The organism is Streptomyces orinoci (genome assembly GCF_003121295.1).
GTDB classification, from domain to species: domain Bacteria; phylum Actinomycetota; class Actinomycetes; order Streptomycetales; family Streptomycetaceae; genus Streptomyces; species Streptomyces orinoci.
Genome location: NZ_PHNC01000031.1, coordinates 935,939 through 947,910, shown reverse-complemented (window position 1 = coordinate 947,910; position 11,972 = coordinate 935,939). Strand labels below are relative to the sequence as shown.

Annotated in this window: 11 protein-coding genes; 5 read left to right on the top strand and 6 right to left on the bottom strand. The window is 72.8% G+C overall.

Annotated elements, in window-relative coordinates:
* Positions 1-246 precede the first annotated feature (246 nt).
* The gene (locus tag CV755_RS26665; protein ID WP_109282805.1) at positions 247-1,425 is read left to right on the top strand and encodes a winged helix DNA-binding domain-containing protein; all 1,179 of its coding nucleotides are present in this window, start codon (positions 247-249) and stop codon (positions 1,423-1,425) included.
* A gap of 117 nt (positions 1,426-1,542) precedes the next feature.
* Positions 1,543-2,691, top strand: coding sequence for a DNA-binding protein (locus CV755_RS26660; protein ID WP_109283535.1), 1,149 nt, complete (start codon positions 1,543-1,545; stop codon positions 2,689-2,691).
* A 13-nt stretch (positions 2,692-2,704) separates the two neighbouring features.
* Here the strand turns inward: CV755_RS26660 and CV755_RS26655 are convergent, their stop codons facing one another.
* Positions 2,705-3,505, bottom strand: a complete 801-nt coding sequence (locus CV755_RS26655) for a DUF4344 domain-containing metallopeptidase (protein WP_153068754.1) — start codon at positions 3,503-3,505, stop codon at positions 2,705-2,707.
* A gap of 143 nt (positions 3,506-3,648) precedes the next feature.
* Complete coding sequence (locus CV755_RS26650; protein ID WP_241561402.1) at positions 3,649-4,023, bottom strand: STAS domain-containing protein; 375 nt, start codon at positions 4,021-4,023, stop codon at positions 3,649-3,651.
* A gap of 491 nt (positions 4,024-4,514) precedes the next feature.
* Here CV755_RS26650 and CV755_RS26645 point away from each other — a divergent pair, with 491 nt between their 5' ends.
* On the top strand, positions 4,515-5,120 hold the full coding sequence (locus CV755_RS26645; RefSeq protein ID WP_109282803.1) for an RNA polymerase sigma factor: 606 nt from the start codon (positions 4,515-4,517) through the stop codon (positions 5,118-5,120).
* Positions 5,117-6,256, top strand: coding sequence for a maleylpyruvate isomerase family mycothiol-dependent enzyme (locus tag CV755_RS26640; protein WP_109282802.1), 1,140 nt, complete (start codon positions 5,117-5,119; stop codon positions 6,254-6,256). The genes CV755_RS26645 and CV755_RS26640 overlap by 4 nt, the downstream gene beginning before the upstream one ends.
* A 48-nt stretch (positions 6,257-6,304) precedes the next feature.
* Here the strand turns inward: CV755_RS26640 and purU are convergent, their stop codons facing one another.
* The 4 genes from purU to CV755_RS26620 all read right to left on the bottom strand — a co-directional run bounded on the left by purU (position 6,305) and on the right by CV755_RS26620 (position 10,985).
* Complete coding sequence (gene purU / locus CV755_RS26635; protein WP_109282801.1) at positions 6,305-7,177, bottom strand: formyltetrahydrofolate deformylase; 873 nt, start codon at positions 7,175-7,177, stop codon at positions 6,305-6,307.
* Positions 7,178-7,317: 140 nt separating this feature from the next.
* Positions 7,318-7,752 carry an SCO4402 family protein gene (locus tag CV755_RS26630; RefSeq protein ID WP_241561476.1) on the bottom strand — a complete coding sequence of 145 codons (435 nt, stop codon included), beginning with the start codon at positions 7,750-7,752 and terminating at the stop codon, positions 7,318-7,320.
* 89 nt (positions 7,753-7,841) lie between these two features.
* On the bottom strand, positions 7,842-8,756 hold the full coding sequence (locus CV755_RS36375; protein WP_241561401.1) for a hypothetical protein: 915 nt from the start codon (positions 8,754-8,756) through the stop codon (positions 7,842-7,844).
* 840 nt (positions 8,757-9,596) lie between these two features.
* The gene (locus tag CV755_RS26620) at positions 9,597-10,985 is read right to left on the bottom strand and encodes an NsdA family TPR-like regulatory protein (RefSeq protein WP_109282798.1); all 1,389 of its coding nucleotides are present in this window, start codon (positions 10,983-10,985) and stop codon (positions 9,597-9,599) included.
* Between the two features lie 298 nt (positions 10,986-11,283).
* On the opposite strand from CV755_RS26620, the gene CV755_RS26615 reads away from it, so the two are divergent.
* Positions 11,284-11,958: a bifunctional DNA primase/polymerase gene (locus CV755_RS26615; RefSeq protein WP_109282797.1), complete on the top strand. Its 675-nt coding sequence runs from the start codon at positions 11,284-11,286 to the stop codon at positions 11,956-11,958.
* Positions 11,959-11,972 lie beyond the last annotated feature (14 nt).

Here is an 11,972-nt window from a genome sequence, read left to right as displayed (position 1 = left end):
GCGAGCAACCACCCACGGCCCGCGGCCGGACAACAAGGGCCGCCGGCAGACGCCGCATCGTCGCCGGGTGCACCCCGGTGGCCGGTTGTGCCCACCCTCCCCCAGCCTCCGGCCGGGGGTGCCCCCATCGCCCTGCGGAACGACTGCCCACAACCGGAACCCCCAGGGGCGCGGGGAACCGCATGAGCACCGGCCGCGGCCGATGTAGGACAGGGACCGACCTAAGTGCCCCCTACCGTCACCCCCATGAGCACAGCCCGCATCAGCGACGCCCAGCGCCGCGCCCGCCTGGGGCGACGTCATCTCCTGGCCCCGGCGCACCGTACGGCCACCGTCGAAGCCGTGGCCAACGCCCTGGTGGGGCTGCACGCGACCGACGCCGCCACCGTCTACCTCTCCGCCTGCGCCCGGCTCACCACCCCCTCGCCCCAGGAAGTGGAGCGCGCCCTCTACCAGGACGTAACCCTGGTGAAGCTGCTCTCCATGCGGCGCACCCTGTTCGCGGTGACCCTCGATCTCGCGCCGTATGTCGAGTCCTCCACCGGACGCGCCATCGCCGCCCGGGAGCGCCGCACACTCCTGAAGTTCCTGCGCGAGCACAGCGAACACCGCGAGGAGTGGGACGAGCAACGCCTCGCCACCGTGGAGCGCGAGGTGCTGGCCGTCCTAGCGGCCCGCGGCGAGGCCACCACCGCCGAACTGACCCGGCTGGTCCCCGCGTTGGGCGAGCAGATCGTCACGGCCCGCGGCAAGCCGTACCAGTCCCGGCAGAGCGTGGGCAGCCGGGTCGTACGCCTGCTGGCCTCCGACGGGCGGCTGCGCCGCGCCCGGCCCCGCGGCTCCTGGACCAGCAGCAGTTACCCCTGGGCGCTGGTCCCCCCGCTGCCGGAGCTCCCCGAGCGCGAGGCCAAGGCGGAGCTGGCCCGCCGCTGGCTGGCCGCCTTCGGCCCGGCGACCGAGGCCGACCTCAAGTGGTGGACCGGCTGGACGGTCCGCGACACGCGCCGGGCCCTGGCCGATCTCGGCGCCGTCCAGGCCGGGTTGACGGATGCCGGGACCGGCTATGTCCTGCCGGAGGATCTGGCGGACGTCACCGAGCCGGAGCCCTGGGCGGCCCTGCTGCCCGCCCTGGACCCGACCGCCATGGGCTGGCGGAACCGTGACTGGTACCTCTCCCCCGAGGATGTGCCCGCCCTCTTCGACCGCGCGGGCAATATCGGCCCCACCGTCTGGTGGAACGGCCGCATCGTGGGCGGCTGGGCCCAGCGGGCCGACGGTGAAGTGGTGTGGCGCCTGCTGGCGGATGTGGGGCGCGAGGCCACCGCCGCCATTGAAGCCGAAACGCGACGGCTGGCCTCCTGGCTCGGTACGGTACGCATCACGCCCCGGTTCCGTACGCCCCTGGAGCGCGAACTGGTCCGTTAGCCACCTCGGCGCGAGCGGGAGCGCGGCAGGAGCGAAATGCGCCTGGTCTGGGCATAGATGACCCCATGCGGGCGCAACCCACCGCTTGACTGCGACGTCATCAACCCAGGGGTGGACGTGGCCGAGAACAGCAGCACCCATGACATACCGGCACGCGGGCCGGCCGACTTCGCACCGCGCCTGGCCCTGGCCCGGCGGATCCTGACCACCGGCGCCGCCGAGGACGCGGCGGCCGCCTTCCGCGATCTGCACCGGGAAGCGGCCGAACACCATCTGGTGGCCGAACAGGCCGCCGCCCTGCAGGGGCTGGGCGACTGCGCCCTGGAGACCGGCGAACTGGCCGCCGCCCGCGACCACTTCGCCGGTGCCGAACTCCTGCTCGCCGAACAGCCCTTGGCACACCGGGTGCCGGCCCTGCGCGGCCGGGCCACCGCCCATCTGCTGGCGGGCGAGCTGCGCTACGCCTGCCATCTGCTGCAGACCGCCATCGAGGAACTGTCCGCCTCCGGGCCGCACGACCCGGGAGTGCTGCTGGCGCTGCACACCGCGGCCATCGGCCCCTATATGGACATGGGGGCGTACGCCAGGGCCGCGCACGCCGCTCAGCTGGCGCTGGCGCTGGCCCCGGAGGTGGACGAGCCCGCCCTGGTGGCCGGCACCCACCGGGCGGTGGCCCGGACGCTGGTGGCCGAGGGCCGGATCGCCGAGGCCGACCGCTCGCTGGCCAAGGCCCAGGAGCTCTATGAACAGCTGAGCATCCGCACCGAACTGGCGCACTGCCACTGGATGCGCGGCTATGTACATGCCCAGGAGGGCAATCTGGCCACCGCGGAACGGGAGTTGCGCACCGCCCGCGAGATCCTGGCCGCCAAGCGGGCCGCGCTGTTCACCGGCCAGGTGGAGGTGGAACTGGCGGATGTGCTGCGGCGGCGCGGCAAGACGGCCGAGGCGGTGGAGCTGCTGCGCCCGTTGCTGGCGCCCTCGGCGCTGGGCGATGAGCGGGGCGCGGTGCATGCGGGCGGGGCGCACCGGCTGCTGGGCATCATGGCGGAGGAGCGGGGCGACACCGAGGCGGCCGAGGAGCACTACTGCGCGGCGCTGTCCCTGCTGGAGCGCACCGGCGCGGCGGGCGATCTGGCCGATCTCTGCCGGTTGCTGGGCGATCTGCTGCGGCGGGGCGGCCGTATCGAGGCGGCGCTGGGCGCCTACCGCACCGGGCTGGGGCACCGGGCGGCACCCGGCACCACCACCCTGGGGCCGTGCTGACCGGCGCTGCCCCTCAACGCGCGTACGGGGCCAGCAGCTTGTCCCAGCCGCGCCGCAGGGCCCGGTACTCCGCACCGCAGCCGCGCGCCCGTTCATCGGTGAGCAGGGTGCCGTCGATCAGCCGGTCGGCCTCCTTGGGGCGCGAACCGTAGAGATAGCAGCGGTAGTTGGCGGCGCGTACCGCGTCCGGGGCGTGTTCGTCGGAGGGATCGAACTCCTCCCCGTCCTCGTCGCCCGCGGCGGAGGCGGCGTAGTTGTCGGCGGCGGCCAGCAGGCCGTCCCGGCCCTGGGCGCCGTGCGGGATCATCCGGTAGGCCGCGAACTGGTCGGCGACGTCCTCCTCCCGTCCGGTGAAGGGCAGTTGGAGCTTGTCCACCAGGGCGTGCGCGGCCTCGTGGTAGAGCGACTCGGTGACCACTCCGGCGGTTCGCCCGTCGGGGTCTTTGTCCCGGGCGTCCTTGAACTGGCCGCGTATCTCGTCCACATAGTCGTAGCAGAGGACGATACGGCCCCGGTCGTCGTCGTATTCGGGGTAGTCGTCGCCGCCTTTACAGGTGCGGCCGACTATCTGTACGGGCTCGGGGAGGCGCACGGTGCGGTTGAGGTCGTCCGCCACCCGTTCGGGCAGCCGGTGCCTGCGCAGGAAGGGCCGCTCATCGGCGCCGTCGTCCCGGGGCTCCTCATAGGAGACGGTCACCTTGCCGGTGCCGGAGGGACGGGCGGACTCGGCTTTCCCTCCACAACCCGTCACCAGCACGGCGCAAGCGGTTACGGCGAGGGCGCAAGGGAACCGGAACGTGGCGTTGAGCTGCATAAACAGCACTCTGCCCGATAGCGGGCGGAGAGGGAAACCCGGTTCCGGCTTCCCACCGCGCCGGGGCGCGTTCCGCCTCCGGCCGCGGGCCGTCCTCGGTTGCTCGCGCAGTTCCCCGCGCCCCTGACGGGGTGCCCACCCCGCTATGCGGACAGGGGATCCGCGCCCTCCTCCGTCGCGCTGGCCAAGTCGGGGTAGACCTCGAACAGCCGGCGCACCCCCAGCGCCGCCAGCACCCGGTTGACATGCGATCCCTCCACCGCCCCCTGGGCGGGCAGGATCAGCCGCAGCCTCCCCTGGCAGGACCGCAGCAGCCGCCGCGCGGCAATCAGCACCCCCACCCCGCTGGAGTCGCAGAACCGCACTTCGGCCAGGTCCAGCACCAGGCTCCGCCGCCCCTCGGCCACCGCCTCATGGACATGCTGGCGCACCGCGGGGGCGGTCACCAGATCCATCTCGCCGCAGACCTGGAGCACGGCCCAGTTCCCCTGCTCGTGCTCCGACACCTTCAATGCCACGCGCCCGAGCCCTTTCACTCGTCGTTCTCCGGGTCTTCGGAATGAGCCCTTCCGCGGTAAGGCCGCCCGGCACACCCAAGTGGTGTGCATCAGATCGCCGACTGACATGGACCGGCCGCCGCTGAGCCTATGCCCAGCCTTGAAGCGGTCCTTCCCCAGGATTCCCCTGGATACGGTCACACGCGCATAACACATCGGCACATTCGGCCAGGTCCGATCCGCCGTGATCGACCAGACCGTAATAAATCGAACATAGCCTTAGCAGCAGGCGCCGCGAAGCGGACAGTGGTTGCCGGTTTTCACCCCGAAGGAGCGATCGTCATCGGACCGGCCCACTACATTCGATGAGCATGTGACAGTGGGCTCACGTGCATTTGGGCATCAGTACGACGTACATCCATGCGAGATACCTGACTGAGCACGCACGGCACGGCATGGCACCGCACAGCACCGCACGGGCACGGCACGGCTTTCGAGGGGGCGACATGACGATGGCGAACGAGGCACCACCGCGCTGGGACCGCAGGATGCAGCAGCGGCTGGCGCACGGCGAGGCCGCCGCCCTCGGTGAGCTCTACGACCGCTTCGCCTCCCTGGTGCACGGCCTGGCCCACCGGGTGCTGGGCGACGAGGACGGCGCGGACCGGGTCACCCGCGATGTCTTCGGCCACCTCTGGGAGCACCCGGAGGAGTACGACCCCAAGGACGGCCCCTTACGCTCCTGGCTTGCCTCGCTCACCCACCGGCAGGCGGTCACCCGGCTCCGCCTGGCCGCGAGCGAGGGGGAGAGCCATGACGAGAGCGAGGGCCGGACCGGGTCTCGGGAGCTCGAGGAGAGGGTCCGTGCCGCCTCCGCCGCGGCCCGCGCCGACTACATCGTCAGCTCCATGCCCGCCCCGCTGCGCGAGGCCCTGGACCTGGCCTACTTCCACCGGCTGGACTGCGCCCGGGCCGCCGCGAGCCTGGGCGTCACCGAGGACGAGACACGCCGCCGGCTCCGGCTGGGACTGCAACTGCTCTCCACCGCGCACCAGGGGCCGCGCCGGTCCGCCCGGGCCATGGCGCCGCCGGGTGCCCACGCCGGGAGCCGGCGATGAGCCCGGCCATCCCCGGTCCCCGGCCCGCCGCCGAGGACGGCCTGTCCTGGCCGGTCTCCCACAAGCTGCTGAAGTCCCTGCTGGGCGCCTGGGCCCTGGCCGCCTGCTCGGCCGAGGAGACCGCCGCGGTGGAGGCGCATCTGACGGACTGTGCCGACTGCGCGGACGAGGCCCTGCGGCTGCGGGACGCGGTGGCGCTGCTGCACCCCGAGGACAGCCTGGACCTCAATCCGGCGCTGCGCCCCCGGGTGCTGGCGCACTGTCTGGCCCGCCGCCCGGCCAAGGTCCCGGTGCCCGCCTGGGCGGTGCCATACGAGGCGGAGACCGCCCGGCTGGACGCCCTGCTGAGGGACATCGACACCGCGGACTGGCAGGCTCCGGTGCGGCTGGCCTGGTTCGACGGCCGGCGCCCGGCCACCCGGGACGCCACCGTGGCCACCGTCATCGGTCATCTCACCGCGGTGGACGGCCTGGTCGCCGAGGCGCTGGGCCTGTCCGTCCCGCTCTCCCGCGATCCGGCCGCCACCGCCCGTGCCGAGGCCCCGGACGAGGGCGGCCGCCCGGCCGCCGAGGTGCGCCGGGAGTGGCGCGAGCAGGGGCGGGCCCTGGTCCGTACGGCCTCCTTCGCCGACGACCGCGTCGCCCAACTGCCCGTCGATTACGGCAGGTTCAGTCTGCCGCTGAGCGATGCCTTCCTGGACCGGGCCTTTGAGTGCTGGGTGCACGCCGAGGACATCGCCGGGGCGGTGGACTACCCCTACGGGCCGCCGGCCCCGTCCCACCTCAACCATCTGATCGATCTGGCCGTCCGGCTGCTGCCCCGGGCGATCGACCGGCGCCGCCGGGCCGGGCTGGCACCGCCGCCGCATGCGCTGCGCTCGGCCGCCTCCCCGGGCCGTTCACTGCACCTGGAGATCGAGGGCAGGGGCGGCGGCCACTGGTATATCGCCCTGGACTCGCCCATGGCCACCGGTGCCCGCGAGGCGGAGGTGGCCCATGTGGCCCTGGAGAGCGTGGAGTTCTGCCGACTGGCCGCCGGCCGGATACCGCCACAGGAAGCGGCCGCCGGGCAGGACGGTGACCAGGAGGCGATCCGCGATGTGCTCTTCGCGGCCGCCTCACTGTCCCGGCTGTAAGGGCCCTACGGGTCTCAAGGTCCCCAATGACCCCAAGGGCCCCGAGGGTCAGGCGAAAACGACGGTGCGGCCGCCGTTGAGGAGCACCCGGTGCTCGCTGTGCCACTTCACGGCACGGGCGAGCGCCTGGCACTCCACGTCCCGGCCCACCGCCACCAGCTGCTCCGGGGTCACCTGGTGACCGACCCGCTCGACCTCCTGCTCGATGATCGGGCCCTCGTCGAGGTCGGCGGTCACATAGTGCGCGGTGGCACCGATCAGCTTGACGCCCCGGGCGTGCGCCTGGTGGTAGGGCTTGGCGCCCTTGAAGCTCGGCAGGAAGGAGTGGTGGATGTTGATGATCCGGCCGGACAGCTCCTTGCAGAGGTTGTCGGAGAGCACCTGCATATAGCGGGCCAGCACCACCAGTTCCACGTTCTCCGCGCGGACCAGCTCCAGCAGCCGGGCCTCGGCTTCCGGCTTGTTCTCCTTGGTCACCGGGATGTGGTGGAAGGGGATGCCATAGGAGGCGACCAGCTCGGCGAAGTCGGTGTGGTTGGAGACCACGGCCGCGATCTCCACCGGCAGGGCGCCGATCCGGGCGCGGAACAGCAGGTCGTTGAGGCAGTGCCCGAACTTGGACACCATCAGGACGATCCGCATCTTCTCGTCGGCCCGGTGGATCTGCCAGTCCATCTGGAAGGAGTCCCCGACGGCCGCGAAGCTGGCCCGCAGCTTCTCCAGCGTCACCGGGGCCTCGGCGCCGAAGTGCACCCGCATAAAGAACAGCCCGGTGTCATGGTCGCCGAACTGCTGGCTGTCCTCGATGTTGCAGCCGGTCATGAACAGGTAGCTGGACACCGCGTGCACGATGCCCTGCTTGTCCGGGCAGGAGAGGGTGAGGACGTACTGGTCGGCCGGGGCGGGCTGCGAGGCGTTCATAGCCCAATAGCGTCGCATATCCGCGCCCCGTCCCGGACCGGGCGGGCCTCGGCCCGGGGTGAGCGTGTGCCTCGGCCCGGGGTGAGCGTGTGCCTCGGACCCGGGCGAGCGTGTGCCTCAGACCTGGGCGAGCCTGTGCCTCAGACCTGGGTGAGCATGGCGAGCACCGGCAGCGAGCGCGGCGGCACATCCGGGTCGTCCCCGTCGCCCGCCGCCAGCCGCAGATGCGCCTCGCGGGCGGCACGTACCGCCTCGGGCCAGCCGTGGTGTTCCAGGAAGGCGGAGACCGGGGCGTCCGCCCCCACCTGGTGCATGATCTTCAGGACCCGGAGCACGGCCACATCCACCAGGGCCGCCTCGCCGGAGTCCCGGAAGACGGTGCCGACGTACTTCTCGGCCGACCAGTTGTCCAGCCAGGTGTCCTCGACCAGCCGGTAAACGGCGTCGGTCACGTCCCCATAGCCCTCGCGCCCGGTGAGCCAGCACTCCCGCTGGAAGTCCGGGTCCGAGAGCATGTGCAGCGCGGAGCGCACGTTCGCTCGCCAGCGCCACCATGGCATGTCATTGAGCGGCATGCCGTCCATGGTGGTCGAGCGGCGGCCGCGGCGGGAAGACTTCTCCGAACCTTGCACGGAATCGATCGTACGTTCCGTTGACGGCCGGGTCAGAGCTGCGTCCACTGGCGCTGCGGCAGCCCGTACTTCTTGGCGATGGGATTCCACAGGTCCGCTGCCTTCTTCTTGGCGGCGGTGGCCTCACCGCTGGCCCGGTCGCCGGCCGCCGCGTCCTTGGTGGGACGGGCGTGGCCCTTGACACAGCCGTGCTTGCCGCCTGCGTGGTCGGCCCAGGAGGCATAGCTGTTGTCGGCGGCGGCGGAGGACTGCCACGCCTTGGTCAGCTGGGCGGCCAGCTGATCGTTGTTGGGCAGCTTGTCGATGGCCGTCTTCTGCAGCCGGCTCACCAGGTCATTGCGCTGCCCGGCGGCGGTGCGCAGATCTCCGGCGGACTTGCCCAGATCCTTGCAACTCCTGGTCGCGTCAACGGCCTTGATGACCGAATCCCGGCTGTTGCCGCTGTCCTTGAGCAGCGCGTCCAGCGCCTGGGCCTGGGCCTGTGCCGGATCGGCGGGCTTGCCGGCGGTGGCGGAGGGGCTGCTGCCGGGCTCGGTACTGGCCACGCTCTGCGGGGTGTCGGCGGCCGCCTTGCCGCCTCCCCCGCCACCGCTGAGCAGCGCCCCCACGCCCAGCCCCGCGGCGGCGCAGGCCGCCACCCCGGCGCCGATCAGCACCATCTTCCGCTGCCGGGGCCGCGGCGCGGGCTCCCCCGGCGCGGAGCGCACGGGCCCCACGCCCGGGGGCACGGGCGGCAGCTGCTGGGTGGGCTCCGCAGCGCGGAACAGTCCGTCGAACTCCACGGGCGGCGCATACGAGGCAGCCGCTCCCCCGCCCTGCGGGGGCAGCATCTGCGTCGCGTCCTCGGCCCTCGCCCCGCCGCCCGGCACGGGCGGCAGGTACTGCGTCGCGGCGGCGGCGTTCGCATCCACGCCCTGAGCGGACATCACCGACTGCCCGCCGGGCACCGGCGGAAGGTACTGCGTCGCCGCACCCGCATCCACGCCAGGGGCCGCCGCACCGGCATGCCGCCCCCCGGCACCCTGAGCTCCGGGCCCACCGCCCGGCACCGGCGGCAAGTACTGCGTGGCCGCAGCCGCATCCACGCCAGGGGCCGCCGCACCGGCATGCCGCCCCCCGGCACCCTGAGCTCCGGGCCCACCGCCCGGCACCGGCGGCAAGTACTGCGTCGCCGCACCCGCATCCACGCCGGAGGCCGCCCCGGCGGGCGGGGCGCTCGGCACCGGTGGCAGGTATTGGGTCGCAACGGGCTCCCCGCCCGACGTGGGCGGGGCCCAGCCCGGCGCCGCACCAGGCGCACCCGGCGCGGAAGGACCCCCCGCCCCCACACCCCCGGGCGGCACCCAAGCGCCCGGCGCACCGGAAGTCGCCCCCGGGGCGCCCGGTATGGGAGGACGGGCGGGCGGCACCGCCGGTGGTGCCGGCGCACCCGGCGCGGATGCGGCCGGGACCTCCGGCGGCAACGGGGCCCGCGACCCCCAGGGCTCACCCGGGAGCCGCGACTCATTCCCCTGTCCGCTCTGCGTCACCGGGACTCCTCAGGCTGCTGTACGGGACTACGACCGGCGGCTCACGCTACCCGCTGGCCCCCACGACCGGCCACGCATGCCCGGCCCCGTACCCCGCTGGCGCCCGCAACCGGCCACGCACCCCAGCCACACCGCACTGGCCCCGCGACCGGCACCCACACCCGGCCGTACCCCGCTGACGCCCGCAACCGGCCGCGTAAGCCCAAGCAGCACCGCACCGGCCCCGGAACCGACCACGCGCACCCCCAGCCGCACCCCCTACGCCGCCTGCAACTCCATCCGTGCTCCGAACTCCCGGACCATCGGCTCGTCCCGGTACGGCTCCAGGCGTTGCCGGAAGTCGTCCAGATACTCCGCGCCGCGGTTGGACCGCAGCGTGCCCAGCAGTTCCACGGCCCGGCTGCCGGTGGCGCACGCGGCCTCCACCTCGCGCTGCTGCACCTGCGCCGTGGCCAGCAGCAGCATTCCGATCGCCCGGCGGCGGACCCGGCCCGGCGGATGGGCCGCCAGTGCCTCCTCCGCGTGCCGGCGCGCCGGTTCCGGCTGGCCCAGATCCCGGTGGCAGTGCGCCAGTTCGTCGGCCAGATAAGCCCGGTCGAAGTGGCGGATCCACACCGGATCGTCCCCCGACTCCCCTTCCCCTTCGGCCTGTTCGAGTTTGGTGACGGCCTTGGCGGCCACCGTCTGGCAGGAGCGGGCGTCCCCGAGCAGCGCATGGCCGCGCGCCTCGGCCGCGTAGAACATCGACTCCACCCGGGGCGGCACCTGCCCCCGGGCCCCCTCCTGTGCCGCCTTGGCCAGCTGGGCGATCTCCCGGGGGTTGCCCAGCGAGGCGGCCAGGTGGCTCATGCTGGCGGCCAGGACATAACCGCCGTAGCCGCGGTCGCCCGCCGCCTGTGCCAGCCGCAGCGCCTGGATGTAGTAGCGCTGGGCCAGCCCCGGCTGCCCGGTGTCCACGGCCATATAACCGGCCAGCTCCGTCAACCTGGCGACGGCGGCGAAGAGTTCACGGCCCACCGCCTCCCGGTAGGAGCCCGCCAGCAGCCCGGAGACCACGCTGTTGAGGTAGTGCACCACCACCGGGCGGACATGTCCGCTGCCATAGCGGTGGTCCAGTTCCACCAGCGCCGCGGTGGTGGACTTCACCGCCTCCACATCCGACGGCCCGACCCGCGCGCCCGCGCTCCGCGCCACTTGGGCGTCCGCGCCGGTGATCAGCCAGTCCCGGCTGGGCTCCACCAGCGCGGAGGCCGCCACCGAGGTGCCGCTGAGGAAGTCCCGGCGGCCGACGTCACTGCGCCACAGTTCGCAGACCTGCTCGATGGCCCCCATCACGGTGGGGGAGAACTGCAGGCCCACGCCGGAGGCGAGGTTCTTGCCATTGGCCATGCCGATCTCGTCGATGGTGACGCTGCGCCCCAGCTTGCGGCCGAGTGCCTCGGCGATCACGGCCGGCGCCCGTCCGCGCGGCTGCTGGCCCCGCAGCCAACGGGCCACGGAGGTCTTGTCATAGCGCAGATCGAGACCGTGCTCGGCGCCGCACATATTGACCCGGCGCGCCAACCCGGCATTGGAACAGCCGGCTTCCTGGATGAGCGCCTGCAGCCGTTCATTCGGCTGCCGCGCCACGAGTGGCCGTGCGGCCATCTGTAACCCCCTGAGACTGCCAACTACGGAGCGAGAAGCTGGGACAGCCGGAACGCTGCCTTCTGTGATCTTTTCCCCCCTGATGTCCGGAGAATGCGGGACTTACGGGACTTACCGGTATCTCGCTGATGTCTCGCTGAGCTGTGCCCGCTTCTGCCGCGAAGGTGGCTACCCCTGCACAGGGGCGAAGCCGCCTCTGCGCCCCCGTACATGCACCCGTGCGCCCCACGTGCTGTGTCGCCGGGCGCGTCATAAGCCCGAGCCTGAGCCGTAACCCCTGGTGACAGGGGGAGTTGTGATGAGCGTGGAAGAGACCATCGGAGTAGGAGCGCCGCGCATCCCCCAACAACGCGGCGAGCGCGTGCTCGACGCCGCCGTCCGGTACACGGACGAACGGCACTGGGACGTCGTCGCCGGTACCTGGCTGGAGGCCGACAACGGCCGCGAACGCTGCTCGTGCGGCGAACTCGACTGCCCCGCGCCAGGAGTTCACCCCGCCCGCCCCGACTGGGCCACCCAGGCCACCGGCAGCCCGGCCGGCGCCCGCCGGATGTGGGCCAAGAACCCGTCTGCCTCGGTGCTGTTGCCCACCGGCCGCACCTTTGACGCGCTGGACGTCTCGGAGTCGGCCGGCTGTCTGGCGCTGGCCCGGATGGAGCGGATGGGCATCGAACTGGGGCCGATCAGCAGCACCCCGTTCCGCCGGATGCAGTTCTTCGTCCTCCCGGGCGGCGCCCTGAAGGTGGCCGACGCCGTCCGCAAGCTCGGCTGGCGCCCCTCCTCGCTGGACCTGGTGGCCCGGGGCGAGGGGGACTATGTGGTCGCCCCGCCCAGCCGGGTGGGCAACCGGGGCGCGGTGCAGTGGGCCCGTCAGCCCACCGCCGCCAACCGCTGGCTGCCGGACGCCGAGGAGCTGGTGAGCGCCCTCGCCTACGCCTGCGGCGGCGATCCGGCCGGCGCCCGCAACCCCTGACGTTTGTCACCTGT

Bases quoted from the DNA above. Each gene is read 5' to 3' on its own strand.
- CV755_RS26665 (WP_109282805.1), top strand. From the start codon at position 247: ATGAGCACAGCCCGCATCAGCGACGCCCAGCGCCGCGCCCGCCTGGGG.
- CV755_RS26655 (WP_153068754.1), bottom strand. From the start codon at position 3,505: ATGCAGCTCAACGCCACGTTCCGGTTCCCTTGCGCCCTCGCCGTAACC.
- CV755_RS26645 (WP_109282803.1), top strand. From the start codon at position 4,515: ATGGCGAACGAGGCACCACCGCGCTGGGACCGCAGGATGCAGCAGCGG.
- CV755_RS26640 (WP_109282802.1), top strand. From the start codon at position 5,117: ATGAGCCCGGCCATCCCCGGTCCCCGGCCCGCCGCCGAGGACGGCCTG.
- purU (WP_109282801.1), bottom strand. From the start codon at position 7,177: ATGAACGCCTCGCAGCCCGCCCCGGCCGACCAGTACGTCCTCACCCTC.
- CV755_RS26630 (WP_241561476.1), bottom strand. From the start codon at position 7,752: ATGCCGCTCAATGACATGCCATGGTGGCGCTGGCGAGCGAACGTGCGC.
- CV755_RS26620 (WP_109282798.1), bottom strand. From the start codon at position 10,985: ATGGCCGCACGGCCACTCGTGGCGCGGCAGCCGAATGAACGGCTGCAG.
- CV755_RS26615 (WP_109282797.1), top strand. From the start codon at position 11,284: ATGAGCGTGGAAGAGACCATCGGAGTAGGAGCGCCGCGCATCCCCCAA.